Origin of the sequence: Massilia rhizosphaerae, assembly GCF_016093545.1 — a bacterium.
Taxonomy (GTDB): Bacteria; Pseudomonadota; Gammaproteobacteria; order Burkholderiales; family Burkholderiaceae_D; genus Telluria; species Telluria rhizosphaerae.
In genome coordinates this window covers 158,916-175,900 of the sequence record NZ_JADKYX010000008.1, presented here as the reverse complement: position 1 = coordinate 175,900, position 16,985 = coordinate 158,916, and the positions used below count along the sequence as shown (strand labels likewise).

Here is a 16,985-nt window from a genome sequence, read left to right as displayed (position 1 = left end):
GGTGCCGCCTTGTCAGGTCGTCAATTCAACCGGCTGGCGTCCAACTTCCCTTCGGACGCCAACTGCCGCACGATCTTGACGGTATCGATGTCCGCCTCCTTGTACGCCGACTTCTTGAAATCCTCGTACATCCGGCCCGTCTCGTCCGTGGCCGACACATTGCCGTCGTCGTAGCGGAAGCGCACCACCAGCGCGTGTTCCGTCGGCGTCTCGATGGTCATGGTCAGCAGCGACTGGGCGATGTCGCCTTGCGCCGGCACTTCGTAGCGCACTTCCTGCAGCGGCGTCAGGACCACCTTGTCGTCGATGACGAGGTCGCCGTAGCGCAGGCGGCGCGCGAAGCTGCCGCTGGTCCGTTCGCTGATCGTGCACTCGTCCAGGTGCGGCACGAACAATTTCGGATCCTCGGCGCGCAGCACCAGGCCGCGCCACAGCTGTTCGCGGGTGATGGTGTCCATCAGCGGGTTGAAGGGATCGTTAATCTCAATCAGGTGTTCAAATTTCATGTCGAATATCTCGTGCAAGCAGCGCCGGGAGGCGCCGACGGGACGATGGTAACGCATCCCGTGTCCGAACCGCGACACATCGATCAGGCATTTGCAGGAACTCGTCCAACTCCGCGACGAGTGATGACAATTTGCGGCCCCGTCCCGGGGATGACGTCGCCCACTACCGCCGATCTCCCGCGCGTTGCCGGCGCGTCAAGGCATGTCCGCAACACGGCCGCGCGCATTTGCGCCGGCCCGCTTCAGCGCAAGGACGAGCTTCGTTACAATGCAGAGCTCTTCCATACAAGGTTCCCATGTCCAACGCCCCGAATTTCGGCCTGAACGGTCCGCAAAGCGAAGCCGTGCTCTATCTCGACGGTCCCTGCCTGGTGCTGGCCGGCGCCGGCTCGGGCAAGACGCGCGTCATCACCCAGAAGATCGCCTACATGATCGAGCACCGCGGCTACGATCCGCGCACGATCGCCGCGCTCACGTTCACGAACAAGGCGGCGCTCGAGATGCAGGAGCGCATCGGCAAGCTGCTGAAACAGCCCAAGCAGGCCAAGCAACTGACCGTGTCGACGTTCCACTCGCTGGGCGTCAAGATCCTGCGCCAGGAAGCGGCCGGCGTCGGCTTGAAGGACCGGTTTTCCATCATGGACAGCGACGATTGCTACACGGTCGTCTCGGACCTCGCCGTCACGACGGACAAGCAGGAAATCCGCCGCATCCAGACCGCCATCTCGCTGTGGAAGAACGGCCTCGTCGACCCCGAGGACGCGATCCGCGACGCGCGCGACGAGGACGAGGCCCAGGCCGCCCGCATCTACCGCAGCTATGTCGCGACCTTGCAGGCCTACCAGGCCGTCGACTTCGACGATCTGATTCGCCTGCCTGTCGAGCTGTTCCGCAACAACGAGCCGATCCGCGACCGCTGGCAGCGCCGCCTGCGCTACCTGCTGATGGACGAGTACCAGGACACCAACACCTGCCAGTACGAGCTGGTGAAACTGATGGTGACGGGCCTCGGCAAGAAGCCGATGTTCACGGCCGTGGGCGACGACGACCAGGCGATCTACGCGTGGCGCGGCGCGTCGGTGGAAAACCTGCGCACCCTGCAGACGGATTTCCCCGACCTGAGGGTGATCAAGCTGGAGCAGAACTACCGCTCCACGACGCGCATCCTGCAGGCGGCCAACGCCGTCATCGGCAACAACCCGAAATTGTTCGAGAAATCGCTGTGGTCCGAGCACGGCCTGGGCGAGCCGATCCAGGTGCTGGGCATGCCGAACGACGAGACGGAGGCCGACCAGGTCGCGATCATGATCTCGGCCGACCATTTTCAACGCAAGAACAAATGGTCGGACTTCGCGATCCTGTACCGCGGCAACCACCAGGCGCGCGTGATCGAGCAGGCGCTGCGCAAGGAGCGCATCCCGTACACGATCTCGGGCGGCCAGAGCTTTTTCGACAAGGCCGAGATCAAGGACATCATCGCCTACCTGCGCCTGATCGCGAACGAAGGCGACGACCCGGCCTTCATCCGCGCCATCACGACGCCCAAGCGCGGCGTCGGCATGGCGACGCTGGAAGCGCTGGGCGAATTCTCGAAACAGTGGAATTGCTCGCTGTTCGAGGCGGCGCTGAAGGGCGGCATCGAAGCCAGGCTGCAGGACCGGCAACTCATTCCGCTGCGCGAGTTCTGCCATTTCATCAACGCCATGGAAGCGCGCGCCACGCGTCCGGGCCCGTCCGGCAGCGGCGACAACGCCGCCGAGCTGCTCGACGACATGATGAAAGAAATCAATTACGAGCACTACCTGTACGAGAACTTCGACGACCGGGCCGCGCAGGGCAAGTGGCAGAACGTGCTCGAGTTCGTCAACTGGTTGAAGGAACGGGGCCGCGGCGGCCGCGACCGCGACGGCGAGGAAAAAAACCTGCTCGAACTGACGCAGATGGTGGCGCTGATGTCCATGCTCGAAGGCCAGGACGAGGAGCCGGACGCCGTGCGCATGTCGACCCTGCACGCGTCGAAGGGCCTGGAATATCCGCACGTCTACCTCGTCGGTTGCGAGGAAGGCATCCTGCCGCACAAGGGCGACCCGGACGACCCCGTCGAAAAGATCGCCGCCCGCATCCAGGAGGAGCGCCGCCTGATGTACGTGGGCATCACCCGCGCCCAGCGCAGCCTGCACGTCACGTGGTGCAAGAAGCGCAAGCGGGCGGGCGAGCTCGTGCATTGCGATCCGTCGCGCTTCATCAAGGAAATGGCACTCGACGTGGGCGACGCGCCGCCGAAGGAAAACGAGGTGCTCACGCCCAAGGAACGCCTCGCCAATCTGAAAGCCCTGCTGGCTACGCCCAAGGCCGTTTGAGGCCTGTTCCGCGCACGGTGCGCACGATTGAAATTCTTATTTGACTTCAACTGTTGCGCAGGAAATACTCACATAAATCAATTTTCGCGCAGCAAGCATCGTTAATGTAATGGCTACCGTATCTGACATCACGACCACGCCCCTCTCCGGGTTGAACCATATCGATGCCCTGCTCGATACCGGTCCGGACTGGAACTACCTGACGAATTCGTCGGGCACGCCGATTTACACGCTCGCCTTTACCTTTTCGGTTTCCGCCGGCACCGAAGATCCCACCGACGCCGCAAAAAGTTTCACGGGCGCGCAGCAGGCGTTTTCGGCTTCCCAGCAGGATGCGACCCGCGCCGCCCTCGCCTACATCTCGAAGCTGACCGGCATCCAGTTTGCCGAGACGGGCGACGGCAACGCCGCGCAGCTCCACTTTTCCGACGTCAACCTCATCACGAGCAATGTGACGGGCCTGTGCAGCTGGCACAGCAGCTACGGCTACAGCGACGTCCAGCTGACCAGCTACGATGCCGACGCGTACGTTTATCTCGATAACGTCGAATGGAATTACCAGAACGCCATCCTGGCGCCGGGCGGCGAGGGTTATCAAACCCTGCTGCACGAGATCGGTCATGCGCTCGGCCTGAAGCATCCGTTCGACGACAACATCAACCTGCCGTCATCCGAGGACAACACGGCGAACACGCTGATGTCCTACACCGACGTCGGGGGGCCGTATTCGACTTACCAGCAGGACGACATCGCCGCGCTCATGTGGCTGTATGGCGGCGACGGCCTGCGCGGCAATCTGGGCATCGATTCGACGACGGGCGGCGAGTACCTCGTCGGCACCAGCGGCGTGGACGTCCTGACCGGGACCGGCGCCAACGACAAACTTGAAGGCGATGGAGGAAACGATATGATCGATGGAGGAGCAGGCACCGACACTGCCGTATTCCGCGGTGTTCGTAGTCACTATACCTTGAGTGCGCTGGCCAACGGCAACCTGCAGGTGACCAGTACGGACGGCAGCGACGGCGTCGACACGCTGCATTCGATCGAGTTGCTGCAATTCGCGGACCAGACCGTCCGGAGCGCGGATGTCGTGAATGTCGACACCACGCCGCCCACCGCGCCCACGCTGGCCGTGACCAAGAACGCCAACGGCTATGCGACCGGCAGCACCCCGGTCGTGACCGGCACCGCCGAGGCGAATTCCACGGTCAAGGTCTTTACGGCGGACAGTACCCTCATCGGCACCGCCACGGTCGACGCGAGCGGCGTATGGAGCCTGACGACGAAGGCCTTCGCCGACGGCACGGGTTACTCGATCTTCGCCACGGCCACGGACGTCGCCGGCAACACGTCCGCGGCCAGCGGCGCGGTCACGTTCAACATCGACGCGCACGCGCCCGTCGTTCCAACGCTCGCCCTGCAATACACGCAGGGCGCCAATGTGGCCACGCTCAGCGGTACGGGAGAAGCGGGCACCCACATCGATGTGGTGCGCGCGGGCGCGACCGTCGACGACTACATTTTCATCGCCGGCGCCACGGTCGGCGCCGACGGCAAGTGGATCGTCACGACCTCGCCGCTGCCCAACGGCAGCTATCAGGTCAACGTCGCGTCGTCCGACCTGGCCGGCAACGCGACCGCGAGCCTCAACAACGTCACCTTCACCGTAGACAACAGCGCCAACCTGTCCGGCACGTCCGCCAACGATACACTGACGGCGCCGGCCGGCAACAACGCGATCGACGGCCAGGACGGCATCGACACGGTCGTGTACGGGGGACCGCGCGCCAACTACCTGGTGGCCAAGGAGACCTGGGGCTATGGCGTGACGGACATGGTCGGCAACGGCGGCCACGACGCCGTCATCAACGTCGAGCGCCTGCAGTTCGACGACACCGCGGTGGCGCTGGACCTCACCGGTCACGCGGGCCAGGCGTACCGCCTGTACCAGGCCGCACTCGACCGTCCGGCGGAAAGCACCGGCCTGGGTTTCTGGATCTATCAGCTGGACCACGGCCTGACGCTGGACGGCATGGTGCAGGACATCATCAACACGCAGCCGGAATTCATCAAGAAATATGGTTCGAATCCGACCGACGCCGAGTTCGTGAACCTGCTGTATGCGAACGTGCTGCACCGGGCACCCGACGCCTCCGGCTACGACTACTGGTTGAAGATATTGACGAACCACGACGCGACGCACGTCGACATCGTCAAGTTTTTCAGCGAAAGCCCGGAAAACCAGGCGCAGGTCATCGGCTCCATCCAGGACGGCATCGCTTACACACCCTGGCACGGCTGATTCCGGTCTTCCCGCCCGATGTCACGAGGAGCCGCTTTCGAGCGGCTCTTTGCTTTTGCGCGAGGCAGTATCATGCGCCTTTTACTTTTTATCCGAGGATCGCGACGTGAGCGACGAAAACCGTTTTATCGACATCGAAATCAAGCTGTCCGACCAGGAAAACCTCGTCGATGCCCTCAACCGCACGGTCTACGAACAGGGCCGCCGCATCGACCAGCTGGAAGCCCTGGTGGCCAAATTGGCCGAACACGTGCGCACATTGCGCGATGCCGGGCAGGGGCCGGTCAACGAGCGACCGCCTCATTATTGACGTCGGAATCGGCCAGGGTGGGATTCACAATTGAAGCAACAATTTGGCCGAATGAGAAATTCATGACGACTGCCGGTTACTTTAGTTACTGAGGAAAGAAGAAACAATATTGCACAAATGTATTTTCTGTTTGTTTTGTGCAACGATTACATTTGAGTAAATTGATTGCGCGAAAGAGATTCTCCGAGAATTCGAAAATTCTCATGAACATCAAATTTCGTACTTTTTCCTTTATCTTTCCTATTTTCAATAGTAAATCTGCTGTTTTTGACGTTTGTCAGCATTTTGCGCATATGGCGGGGTGCTACATCGATTTTCACAATATGTCGTCCTCATTTCCCCTATCTAATCTGTAATCAAATTTAACTGTACGTTAAAGATGAGCTCAAGATAGCATCCAGTAAATACATGTTGCTTTGCAGCGTGTCTTCAAGCCCGCGAAACGTTACATCGCGGGTCTTCATTTTCTGGCGAGGACTGACAAGATGTTCATGCGTAACCTTGAAATGACCCGCGAATTGGCGCTGCCGGCGCCGGCGCCGCTGGTCGTTCGCTCCCGGACGATACGTAGTCCGGACCGGTACGAACTGAACGTCGCGACCGCGTATCACGACCGTCCTGACATCCTGGAGGCATGGCACCGGATGCTGGATGGCGCCGCCAGTCCCGAAGCGTTGTACCAGTCCCCGCAATTCTTCGATCACCTGACCGACATGCGGCAAGGGCGGGACGCGGGGCACGAACTGTTCATCGTCCGCCGCAGTATCGATTACGCGATCGTCGGCTTCGTACCGGTGCGCACCATCGAGTGCGCGCTCGAGTTCCGCATCGGCCCGGTGTCCCTGTTCAAACGCACCCTGCGCGCCTGCCAGATCCTCGGCAGCGTGCCGCTGCTCGACCCTGCGGAAGACGGGCTCACCGAGTTCGTCGTGCAGCAATTATTCAAGCGCTATGCAAAGTGCGACGTCCTGTACATGCAGGCCGTGCCGGAAGAATGCGGGGCCGCGCTGGACGGCATCGCGGGCGCATCGGCGTATGTGCTGAACGGCTGGCGCGCGTGCCATACGCAGCCTTTGCCGAACGGAGTCGACGCCTATCTGCAGAAATTCGGTTCCAAGAAGCGCTACAACCTGTCGCGCCAGGTGCGCCTGCTGACGGAAGCGGCCGGCGCGCTGCAATTGGTGCGTATCGAGGCGCCTGGACAGGTCGCATCCATGCTCGACGCGCTGGCCGCCATCGACGCGTCCCCGGCCGCGGCGCGCGCCGCCGAGCAGGCCCGGCTGGAAAGCCTGGCGCGCCAGGGCCTGCTGTTGTCCTACGTGATCCGTTGCGGCGACGAAGACGTGGCCGTCGTGTACGGGACGCGTTCGGCATCCGTCTGGCACACTTATAAAATCACGTGCCAGCAGAAGTATCTGCACCTGTCGGTAGGCACGAGCGCAATCCACCTGGCGGTGCAGGACGTGCTGGCCCATTTCGCGTTCAAGGCCATCGACTTCGGCTACGGCACGCCGAACGCGGACTTCCGATCGACCCACGTGCTCGAATCGCGCGGGCTCGTGCTGCTGCACCGCGCGCGCAGCGGGACGGCCTTGCTGCTGAAAGTCCACGGCATGTACAACGCTGCCAATGACGCCCTGGTCCGGCAGGTCAAACGGGCGCAGAAATGGCATGCGCAACGCAGGCTGGCGGCCAAAAAGGCCGTTGCCGTGACTTGATCGCGCCGGTCTTGCCGCCGCAATGGCCGCCGTGTGCGGCCGTTTTCTTTTGTGTGCGGGCTATGGGCGCGCAAAGTTTTTTCTAGGAAACTAGATGCGGTACACTGGACGGTGTTGCCTTTATGGTATCGATGCGGACGACAATGCTTCGGTCCGCAAACCTGTTCCTTTGTTCAGAGAGACGAAATGCGAAAAATTTGCTTAGGTATGGCGGTGGTTGCTTTCCTGACCGTCGGTTGCGCCCCGCTGATGCCCGCGCCTGCGGAAAAGATCCAAACGCTTCCAGTCGTCAAGATGGGTGACGTACCGCCGAGCGGCACCGAGTACGTCTTGTACATTCCAGCCAACTCGCCTATTCCATTAAAAGTCAGCACGCACGGTTCGCTATTCAAGAATGAACAGTCTGTCATCGGCACGACGACCTTCGCCAAGGACCTGTACATCTACAAGTATTGGTCGAGCTACGATCGAAAAACCTGGGAAAACTCGCATCGTCTCCTGAACGTCAACTTTGCTGGCGGCATGGATGTGTCCGGGCTGAACGTCAATATCACGTTGGATCAGAACCGTTGAATTGCGTGCTGCCGGGCGCCGTCTTTGACATTCGTTGATTCGACGCCGGCACTTTTCCCCGAACCATAAGCTGATTAATAGCCCCGGAGACAGAGTAAGAATCAAGTATGTCTATCAAAACCGGCACTAGCCAGCAGAGCAATACGAACCGTACACTGAGCCTTGCAAACCAGGAGGAGCCCATATAGGACGATCGCGATCCCTTGGTTGGCATCTGCCCTGCACATATATGAAACAGACTAAGCGAGTTCGCCGCCACTCTTTGCGGCGCTGCCAAACAACCGAAGAACTCAAGTATTGGCATAACATATGGCAACGTGCACGTCGCTTCAGGGTCGATCTGCCCAACAAGAAGTGGTGTGACTACTGGCACGTCCATTTTGACTGGGAAAGTAGAGGTATGCGCAGCCGTTCGGAACACCGAAAACATATCCGACCTTTGATGTTGGCCTTTGCCCGAGCAAGAAATGAGCTCAAAGATCAGGCGCAAAGTTCTCAGGTCTTTGTTTGCATTTACCCGTCCGATCCTGGATCGGATGGGTTATACGTGCATACACCGAACCCCTACAGTGCGTTTCCTGCAGCATTCGAGGATTGCAAATTCACCGATACTTGCCCGCCTTTACTCGTGGGCTTGGTCAATATGCGGCACTGCAGAATCGGCGTTTCTGTGCATGGAAGTGATGTAAGTTACACAATCCTTGCAAGCTGATTTCGACTTGAGCGGCGTGCGCCACACCCCTTTTTGAGGTCAACAATGACATCATATTCCCGGCTCCTTGGCCGATTTCTTGCCGCATGTGGGAGCATCTACCGGAACAAGCTCCAGTATGCGAATTGCCCCATCAAATCCACATTGTGTTAAAGCCTGCCGATGAAGAGCTTGCTGACGAGGTACTTCAGCTTCCTACGGGGGCTCCTGAAGATTTTGTTGCCGATTGCCCTGCTGGCTTGTTTCGGTGCACCATTTTTTGGCTATCTTGTCCGCTGGGCTCCAGCAGATGAGGCTCTTGCGCGATACAAAGACGAAACAGCAGTCATGGTCGGGGGAAGTTATCGGTCTCATACATGGACTTCCGATAAGGAAACGCAGACTTTGGTATTTCGCGAACGTGTATATGTTCTTTTTCCGTCCATTCTGAGAGAGCTGAAAACTGTCACGGTAAGCCAGCAGAACAATGAGCATTACAAAACATCAGAAGACCAAAATGGCGTCGCAAACCTGCTGGTAATGTATGGTCTTATCCTGTTCGGTAACTGGTGGTTTTGGGTGCGAAAGCCAGTCAAGCCTGGTTTTACCAGATAGATACTCACTCGCGAGAGACGAAAAAGGAAAAAATGGGCAAGAACAGGCTGGAAGCCTTCAGCGACGGCGTCATCGCCATCATCATCACCATCATGGTGCTGGAACTCAAAGTCCCGCACAGCCCGGATTTCCAGGCGCTGCTGCCGCTATGGCCCGTATTCATGAGCTACGTGCTCAGTTTCATCTACGTGGGCATCTACTGGAACAACCACCACCATATGCTGCACGCCGTAAAGGAAGTGAGCGGCGGCGTCCTGTGGGCGAATCTGCATCTGCTGTTCTGGCTGTCGCTGATCCCGTTCGTCACCGCATGGATGGGCGAGAATCATTTCGAGACGGGGCCGACCGCGGCGTACGGCTTTGTCCTCTTCATGTGTTCGATCGCCTACCTGTTGCTGGTGCGGGGCCTGATCGCCAATCATCCGAAGAATGCAACGCTGGCCAAGGCGATCGGCAACGATCGCAAGGGCAAGCTGTCGTGCATCCTGTACCTGGTCGGCGTGGGGCTGTCGTTGTTCGTGGCCTCGTTGGGGTTTCTCGTCTATGCGGCCGTCGCCATCATGTGGCTGATTCCGGACCGGCGCATCGAGGACAAAGTCGCCGAAGAGACCGAGCAGGAAGAGCAATCGGAACGGGGCTGAACCTTCCCGTATAACCTTTTTTTCGGCCGTAAATATGTAACATACGGCAATATCCCTGCTATGCTTCACGGGCACTTGCCGCCGGGCTCGCCCCGGCGGTTTCCATTCCGGTGTCCGTACGTGATCGATAAGCCGTCCGGCACGGATGGGGTGCGCGCAGCACAAAAGAGATCGGCCCGTGGCACAAGCACGGGCGGATCCGATAACCCTCCGGAGATCCCAACCCATGAACCGTTCGCACATCCTGGCCGTCGCTGTTACCGCAGCCGTCGCCAACCTGGCTTATGCCGCCCCCGCTTCGCTGCTGCCGGCGTCCAACCCGTTCGCCAAGCCGAGCACCTTGCAATTCCAGTATCCGGCCTTCGACAAGATCAAGAACGAAGACTTCGCGCCGGCGTTCGAAGAAGGCATGCGCCAGCAAAGCCTGGAAATCGACGCGATCGCCAATAACAAGGCGGCGCCGACCTTCGACAACACGATCGTCGCGATGGAACGCTCGGGCCAGTTGCTGAATCGCGTCTCGACCACGTTTTATAACCTGGTCGGCTGCAACACCAATCCGACGCTCGACGCGCTCGACAAGGATCTCGCGCCGAAACTGGCCGCCCACAGCGACAAGATCCGCCTGAACGCAAAACTCTACAAGCGCATCGAGACCCTGTACGACAAGCGCGCCAAGCTGCATCTCGATCCCGAATCGGCCTATCTGCTCGAGCGCTACCACACCGACTTCGTGCGCGCCGGCGCCAAGCTGTCCGCCGCCGACAAGGAAAAGCTGAAGGCGTACAACGGCAAGATCGCCGCCCTGCAGACGCAGTTCAGCCAGAACGTGCTCAAGGAAGCGAACGCGTCGGCGCTCGTCGTCGACACCCGCGCGGAACTGGCCGGCATGTCCGACGAGGCGATCGCCGCCGCCGCCGCGCTGGCGAAGAAGGATGGTCTCGACGGCAAGTTCAAGGTGCCGGTCGTGAACACGACGCAGCAGGCGCCGCTGTCCGTGCTGACCAACCGCGCCACGCGCGAGAAGCTGCTGGCGCTGTCGCTGGCGCGCGGCAGCCACGGCGGCGATTACGACAACCGCCAGGTCGTGCTGGACCTGGTCCGGGCGCGCGCCGAGCGCGCCAAACTGCTGGGCTATCCGAGCCACGCCGCGTACATGCTGGAAGACCAGACCGCCAAGACGACGGACGCCGTCAACAGCCTGCTGGCCGAATTCGCCACGCCGGCCGTGCGCAACGCGAAAAAAGAAGCCGCGGAGATCCAGAAGGTCATCGAGCTTGACGGCGGCACCTTCCAGGCCACCGCTTACGATTGGAATTACTACACCGACAAGGTGCGCCAGGCACGCTATGCGTTCGACGAGAACCAGCTGCGCCCGTATTTCGAATACAACAACGTGCTGCTGAATGGCGTGTTCTACGCCGCCAACAAGGAATACGGCCTGACTTTCAAGGAGCGCCACGACCTGCCGGTGTACAACCCGGACGTGCGCGTGTTCGACGTGTTCGACGCCGACGGCAAGCAACTGGCGATTTTCCTGCACGATCCTTACGCCCGCTCGAACAAGCGCGGCGGCGCGTGGATGAACGCCTATGTCAGCCAGAACAAGCTGCTGGGAACGCATCCGGTCATCGCGAACCACCTGAACATCCCGAAGCCGGCCGCCGGCGAACCGACCCTGCTGACGTACGACGAAGTGCGCACGATGTTCCACGAGTTCGGCCATGCGCTGCACGGCATGTTCTCGAACGTGACCTACCCGCGCTTCTCGGGCACGCGCGTGCCGCGCGACTACGTCGAGTTCCCGTCGCAGGTCAACGAGATGTGGATGGCCTGGCCGGAAGTGCTGGCCCATTACGCCAAGCACTACCAGACGGGGGCGCCGATGCCGAAGGAGTTGCTGGATAAGGTCCAGGCGTCGTCCAAGTTCAACGAGGGCTATCGCACGACGGAATACCTGGCCGCCGCGATCCTCGACCAGAAATGGCACCAGCTCGGCGCCGGGCAGATCCCGACCGACGTCCTGGGCTTCGAGGCGACGGCGCTGCACGACGCCGGCGTCGATTTCCCGCTGGTCCCGCCGCGCTACCGCACCACCTATTTCTCGCACGTGTTCTCGGGCGGCTATTCGGCCGGCTACTACGGCTATTTGTGGGCCGAGAAGCTGGACGCCGACACCGTCGAATGGTTCAAGGAACACGGCGGCCTGCTGCGCAAGAACGGCGACCGTTTCCGTCAGATGCTGCTGTCGCGCGGCGGCACGATGGATGCGATGGAGATGTACCGCAACTTCCGCGGCCGCGATGCGAGGATCGAGCCGCTGCTGGAGCGCCGTGGGCTGACGGGCGAGTAAGCGGGCGAATAAGCGGGCGAATAAGCGCCATGCGGCGGGGCATCGCGATGGCGGTGCCCCGCCATCGGGTGTAGACTTCTCACAACATCATGATGTGAGAAAGCTATGCTGCCCGACAACGAAAACACCCTGAAAGCGCACCTCAAGAATCTGCACCGCAGCCTCGAGGAGACCGGCGAGGTCGACGACGAACTGGAAATGCTGCTGCGCCAGCTCGACGGCGACATCAAGCACGTCCTTACCAAGCGCGCCGAGGACCCGGACGCGAACACGTACGGCCTGGCGTCGCGCACGCAGGAGCTGACGGCCCGGTTCGCGCTGCGCCATCCGCACCTGGAGCCCGCCTTGCGCGAGCTCGGCAACATCCTGGCGAGCATGGGGATTTAGGTGCGTATGCAAGAGTTATTGGTCACTGTTCAGCCTCTATGAAGGACTGCTGGAAAATCGTGAAATTCCGTCTAAAAAATAGGCAAAAACAGCTGAAATTCGGACGTTTATTCAGCAAAAATATGATGTTTTTGCAGTGCTGTCATAGGGCTGAATAGTTCCAGTTATTGTTGCTTTTTCAAAAGGTATATGCCTGGAGTTCCATTTTTATGGATCTGGCCAAGCCAGCCAAATCTCCGTAAATTACTTTGGAGTTAATATTCATTTTTCGCAGTGCCACGTAAATATTTTCGTATAGTCGACCAGGGATACAAATTTTTTTGATTTCGCACTGACTATATTGATCTGAGTTTACTATTGACTCGATCGTTGATTCTAAGTTTCCCGCTATTAAGAATGTGCCGCATTGACGGTCAATTCGAGCGTTTAATTGATCTGGCTCGGTTATCCACGCTATGTCATACGAATAGCGATCAACGATATTTTCAAATATTTCGTCTTGTTTGCCGTGCATGCTCGTTCGCGTTTCTGTAAATTTGCTGTCACGACCCCGAATAAACTGGAATGAGGAATCCATGATCGCGGTATAGTCAATCGCGTAGATCGCTAGGTCCTTTTGCGTTTGAGGGGTGTATGACTCAAGCGCAAAATACAGGGCAATGTACGGACTCGCTGTGAAATCTATTAACCTCGTAGGCATGCCATAATGCTGCATTACTGAGAGCCATGCCAACTTCGATTGAGGTACGTGCTCGTCTCCGCAATAAATATGATATTTGGAACGAAAATTCTCAAGGGAATAACCTTCGAATTTTCTAGCATTTGTCGCGTCCCAGCGATTACCTAAGAAACGCTCAAGTGCAGAGCTAAGTGGCCATTCAGCATCGGCGTGACCCCTAAAGATATAATTATTAGGCAATTCGTTAAGGCTACGTGACAACTCTTCCATCGATTGGACTGTGCTCTTGGTAATCATTTTCTTACTGAAAAGTAATTTTCTCGAACTGCGGCAAGAATTATGCTTCTATGCGCTTCTGAATCGACAAGTAATTTTGTTGCATTGCCTTCAAAAGAAATGGAGACTAGCCGGCTACCTTTTTGGGGTTGTATTAATGCTGAGGCGTTATTACCAGTTGCTGCAGTTGATTTTGCAACTGAGGCAACAGCCTCTTCATTTAAATTTTCACCTTTTACTGCGACGACACCGTTTGTTGCTTCTAGTGTTTGGCAATAAAAAGACATGGGTTTTTGAAAAAGCTCATCTGCATCTACTGGATTAGGTCCTGTGAATTCTGCGACAAATCTTTTGATTGCATACGCTGTGCGAATTTTTTTGAGAAAATCGTCGGGATCGGGAATGATGTCAACGCGTACTTCAACTCCAGCGTTTTGGATTGTTTCAGATTTCGAAAAAAGAGCCTGGATTTTTCGAGAGATTAAGCGAACCGAGGACGCAACTTTTGCCTTCTTTGCGATTGCGAGTACGCCATACTCCAAATCAAAATACACGTATGTGTAAGGTCCTGAATCATCTAATTCCTCGATAAAATCACCCGTGTTGTCATCAAACTTTTCGACAGTGGTTTTAGTTGTTCGGCCTACGGCAAAACGCCCTCCGTTATCGTCAAAATATTCAATGTTGCCGATATGCCAAGTGTGATTGCGCCGCAGCCCGATCGATGGTTTTTCAACAAGCACTTTTTCGAAGAATTCTCGTGGAGATAACCCTTGGTAAAACAATTTCATTTGTGCCGGCTTAATGAACTTTAATCGGTACAAATGGAGCTCAGTAGTTGCCATAGGAAGCGAATGTTTTAGATAAAGTCGATGAATGTAGTTATCATCACATATTTGCGCTGTGGAAATTCTATTAAAAAGTAACAGCACAGTTAAATTTGTGATATAAATGACAATAATGTCAGATGCACAAATATGTGCACATTGAGTTCTGCGGCTTGTTGAGCGATATCGCGCGGGCTCGGTAATATCCCTGTCAGCACGGGAATTTAGAGCGCAGGGATCTGCCGAGGATGAGTCAAGCCATTGAAAACTAAGCCATTTTTACAGGGGGCGGCAGCTTAATACAGCGTTTTCCGGTAAAATGCCGGCCAATGAACTCCCCTGCCAATCTTTTCGCGAACGTTGCCAAACGTTCCAGCCGCGCCCCCGCCGCCCCGTTCTTGCCCATGTCCCGCGCGGAGATGGACAAACTGGGCTGGGATTCGTGCGACATCATCCTGATCACGGGCGACGCCTACATCGACCATCCGAGTTTCGGCATGGCGCTCGTCGGCCGCCTGCTGGAGGCGCAGGGGTATCGCGTCGGCATCATCAGCCAGCCGGACTGGACCTCCGTGGAACCGTTCCGCGCGCTGGGCAAGCCGAATCTGTACTGGGGCATCACGGCCGGCAATATGGATTCGATGATCAATCGCTATACGGCCGACCGCAAGATCCGCTCGGATGACGCCTACACGCCGAACGCCGAGCCCAATAAACGTCCCGACCGCGCCGTGACCGTGTACTGCCAGCGCGCGCGCGAGGCGTTCCCGGGCGTGCCCGTCATCGCCGGCAGCATCGAGGCGTCGCTGCGCCGCATCGCGCATTACGATTACTGGTCGGACAAGGTGCGCCGTTCCGTGCTGTTCGATTCGAAGGCCGACCTCGTCCTCTTCGGCAACGCCGAACGGGCCCTGGTCGACGTCACCCGGCGCCTCGCGGCCGGGGAGAGCATCAAGACGATCCGCGACCTGCGCGGCACCGCGTTCCTCGTGCCGCACGGCTGGTTGCCGGACGAAGAATGGACCGTGCACAATTCCACGCGCGTTGACGTGCCGGGCCGCATCGACCCGCAACCGAATCCGTATGCGATGGCGCTGGAAGATCCGAAGCAATGCGCTCTCGACAACGCCGCGCCGGAACCGGCGGTGAAGCCGGTCGTCATCATGACGCGCGAGGAGCGCCAGGCCGCCGCCCGCGAGAAGGCGCGCAAGACCGTCGTGCGCCTGCCGTCGTTCGAGACCGTCAGCGAGAATCCGGTGATGTATGCACACGCGTCGCGCGTGTTCCACCTGGAATCGAACCCGGGCAATGCGCGCGCCCTCGTGCAACAGCATGGCGACCGCGACGTCTGGCTGAACCCGCCGCCGCTGCCGCTCGCGATGGACGAGATGGACGGCGTCTACGACCTGTCGTACGCGCGCGCGCCGCACCCGAGCTACGGCAAGGCGCACATCCCGGCGTGGGAAATGATCCGCTACTCCGTGAACATCATGCGCGGCTGCTTCGGCGGCTGCACGTTCTGCTCGATCACCGAGCACGAGGGGCGGATCATCCAGAGCCGGTCGGAGCCGTCGATCCTGCGCGAAATCGAACTGATCCGCGACACGACGAAGAATTTCGCCGGCACCATCACCGACCTGGGCGGGCCGACCGCGAACATGTACCGCCTGTCGTGCAAGGACAAGAAGATCGAGGAAACGTGCCGCCGCCTGTCGTGCGTGTATCCGAGCATCTGCAGCAACCTCGGCACGGACCACAGCAAGCTGATCTCGCTGTACCGCAAGGCGCGCGCCATTCCCGGCATCAAGAAGATCCTGATCGGCTCGGGCCTGCGCTACGACCTCGCCGTGCGCTCGCCGGAATACGTCAAGGAACTGGTCACGTACCACGTCGGCGGCCTGCTGAAGATCGCGCCGGAGCACACGGAAGAGGGCACGCTCTCCAAGATGATGAAGCCGGGCATCGGCACGTACGACGAGTTCAAGGCGCTGTTCGACAAGTACTCCAAGGAAGCGGGCAAGAAGCAATACCTGATCCCGTACTTCATCGCCGCGCATCCGGGCTCGACGGACGAGGACATGCTGAACCTGGCGCTCTGGCTGAAGAAAAACAATTTCCACCTCGACCAGGTACAAACGTTCACGCCGACCCCGATGGCGATGGCGACGACGATGTACCACACGGGCAAGAATCCGCTGCACAAAGTCACGGAGGATTCGGAAGACGTCATCACGGCCAAGAGCGGCAAGACCCGCAAGTTGCACAAGGCCTTCCTGCGCTACTACGATCCGGAAAACTGGCCGACCTTGCGCGAGGGCCTCAAGCGCATGGGCCGCGGCGACCTGATCGGCAACGGCGAGCGCCACCTGGTGCCGCCGGCCGGGGCCGAACAGGAAGTCGCTCCGCAGCGTGGCGGCGAACGTCGCCCGCCCGTGGCGCCGCGCAACGACGCGCCGAAGGGCCGCGTGATCGAGGTTGCCGCCCGGCGCAACGGGCGCCGCGGCGAGCCGGCGCCGTTCATGGCACCGCCGTCGAAGGCGAAGGCGGGCATCCTGTCGACCATCAAGGCGAAGCCCAGGGCGGGCCGCAAGTAAGCCGACAAAAAAATTCGGGGTCAGAGCATATTTGGGCGTGAATTCGGGGTCAGAGCACGCTTATTTTTGTCCCCTGAAGATATTGCCTGCATAGAATTCGCCCAATTCGAGTGGAATGCACCGGGCATCGCGACGGCCCGAGGCGTGGAA

General features: G+C 58.9%; 13 protein-coding genes. 10 read left to right on the top strand and 3 right to left on the bottom strand.

Annotated features, from left to right (window positions below):
• Positions 1–20: 20 nt before the first annotated feature.
• Positions 21–506, bottom strand: coding sequence for an SRPBCC family protein (locus ISF28_RS14175; RefSeq protein ID WP_198117829.1), 486 nt, complete (start codon positions 504–506; stop codon positions 21–23).
• A gap of 296 nt (positions 507–802) precedes the next feature.
• Between ISF28_RS14175 and ISF28_RS14170 the strand changes: the two genes are divergently transcribed.
• The 9 genes from ISF28_RS14170 to ISF28_RS14130 all read left to right on the top strand — a co-directional run bounded on the left by ISF28_RS14170 (position 803) and on the right by ISF28_RS14130 (position 12,459).
• A complete protein-coding gene (locus ISF28_RS14170) occupies positions 803–2,866 on the top strand; it encodes a UvrD-helicase domain-containing protein (protein WP_198117828.1) in 2,064 nt (687 codons plus the stop codon).
• 109 nt (positions 2,867–2,975) lie between these two features.
• Positions 2,976–5,171, top strand: coding sequence for a DUF4214 domain-containing protein (locus ISF28_RS14165; RefSeq protein WP_198117827.1), 2,196 nt, complete (start codon positions 2,976–2,978; stop codon positions 5,169–5,171).
• Between the two features lie 106 nt (positions 5,172–5,277).
• Entirely contained in the window at positions 5,278–5,481 is a 204-nt protein-coding gene (locus ISF28_RS14160; protein ID WP_198117826.1) for a SlyX family protein, read from the top strand.
• 491 nt (positions 5,482–5,972) lie between these two features.
• Positions 5,973–7,199 carry a GNAT family N-acetyltransferase gene (locus ISF28_RS14155; protein ID WP_198117825.1) on the top strand — a complete coding sequence of 409 codons (1,227 nt, stop codon included), beginning with the start codon at positions 5,973–5,975 and terminating at the stop codon, positions 7,197–7,199.
• A 213-nt stretch (positions 7,200–7,412) separates the two neighbouring features.
• The gene (locus ISF28_RS14150; protein ID WP_198117824.1) at positions 7,413–7,772 is read left to right on the top strand and encodes a hypothetical protein; all 360 of its coding nucleotides are present in this window, start codon (positions 7,413–7,415) and stop codon (positions 7,770–7,772) included.
• An 874-nt stretch (positions 7,773–8,646) separates the two neighbouring features.
• Positions 8,647–9,078: a hypothetical protein gene (locus ISF28_RS14145; protein ID WP_198117823.1), complete on the top strand. Its 432-nt coding sequence runs from the start codon at positions 8,647–8,649 to the stop codon at positions 9,076–9,078.
• A 32-nt stretch (positions 9,079–9,110) separates the two neighbouring features.
• On the top strand, positions 9,111–9,719 hold the full coding sequence (locus ISF28_RS14140) for a TMEM175 family protein (RefSeq protein ID WP_198117822.1): 609 nt from the start codon (positions 9,111–9,113) through the stop codon (positions 9,717–9,719).
• Between the two features lie 226 nt (positions 9,720–9,945).
• The gene (locus tag ISF28_RS14135; RefSeq protein ID WP_198117821.1) at positions 9,946–12,072 is read left to right on the top strand and encodes a M3 family metallopeptidase; all 2,127 of its coding nucleotides are present in this window, start codon (positions 9,946–9,948) and stop codon (positions 12,070–12,072) included.
• A 105-nt stretch (positions 12,073–12,177) separates the two neighbouring features.
• Complete coding sequence (locus ISF28_RS14130) at positions 12,178–12,459, top strand: DUF4404 family protein (RefSeq protein WP_198117820.1); 282 nt, start codon at positions 12,178–12,180, stop codon at positions 12,457–12,459.
• Between the two features lie 178 nt (positions 12,460–12,637).
• Here the strand turns inward: ISF28_RS14130 and ISF28_RS14125 are convergent, their stop codons facing one another.
• Both ISF28_RS14125 and ISF28_RS14120 read right to left on the bottom strand, forming a co-directional pair.
• On the bottom strand, positions 12,638–13,408 hold the full coding sequence (locus ISF28_RS14125) for an FRG domain-containing protein (protein WP_198117819.1): 771 nt from the start codon (positions 13,406–13,408) through the stop codon (positions 12,638–12,640).
• A 23-nt stretch (positions 13,409–13,431) separates the two neighbouring features.
• On the bottom strand, positions 13,432–14,205 hold the full coding sequence (locus ISF28_RS14120; RefSeq protein ID WP_198117818.1) for a DUF4747 family protein: 774 nt from the start codon (positions 14,203–14,205) through the stop codon (positions 13,432–13,434).
• Between the two features lie 365 nt (positions 14,206–14,570).
• Between ISF28_RS14120 and ISF28_RS14115 the strand changes: the two genes are divergently transcribed.
• On the top strand, positions 14,571–16,835 hold the full coding sequence (locus ISF28_RS14115) for a YgiQ family radical SAM protein (protein WP_198117817.1): 2,265 nt from the start codon (positions 14,571–14,573) through the stop codon (positions 16,833–16,835).
• The last annotated feature ends 150 nt before the right edge of the window (positions 16,836–16,985 follow it).

What these genes read in the sequence shown, in the direction of transcription:
- ISF28_RS14175 (WP_198117829.1), bottom strand. Translation starts at nt 506, where the DNA reads ATGAAATTTGAACACCTGATTGAGATTAACGATCCCTTCAACCCGCTG.
- ISF28_RS14170 (WP_198117828.1), top strand. Translation starts at nt 803, where the DNA reads ATGTCCAACGCCCCGAATTTCGGCCTGAACGGTCCGCAAAGCGAAGCC.
- ISF28_RS14165 (WP_198117827.1), top strand. Translation starts at nt 2,976, where the DNA reads ATGGCTACCGTATCTGACATCACGACCACGCCCCTCTCCGGGTTGAAC.
- ISF28_RS14155 (WP_198117825.1), top strand. Translation starts at nt 5,973, where the DNA reads ATGCGTAACCTTGAAATGACCCGCGAATTGGCGCTGCCGGCGCCGGCG.
- ISF28_RS14145 (WP_198117823.1), top strand. Translation starts at nt 8,647, where the DNA reads ATGAAGAGCTTGCTGACGAGGTACTTCAGCTTCCTACGGGGGCTCCTG.
- ISF28_RS14140 (WP_198117822.1), top strand. Translation starts at nt 9,111, where the DNA reads ATGGGCAAGAACAGGCTGGAAGCCTTCAGCGACGGCGTCATCGCCATC.
- ISF28_RS14135 (WP_198117821.1), top strand. Translation starts at nt 9,946, where the DNA reads ATGAACCGTTCGCACATCCTGGCCGTCGCTGTTACCGCAGCCGTCGCC.
- ISF28_RS14130 (WP_198117820.1), top strand. Translation starts at nt 12,178, where the DNA reads ATGCTGCCCGACAACGAAAACACCCTGAAAGCGCACCTCAAGAATCTG.
- ISF28_RS14125 (WP_198117819.1), bottom strand. Translation starts at nt 13,408, where the DNA reads ATGGAAGAGTTGTCACGTAGCCTTAACGAATTGCCTAATAATTATATC.
- ISF28_RS14120 (WP_198117818.1), bottom strand. Translation starts at nt 14,205, where the DNA reads ATGAAATTGTTTTACCAAGGGTTATCTCCACGAGAATTCTTCGAAAAA.
- ISF28_RS14115 (WP_198117817.1), top strand. Translation starts at nt 14,571, where the DNA reads ATGAACTCCCCTGCCAATCTTTTCGCGAACGTTGCCAAACGTTCCAGC.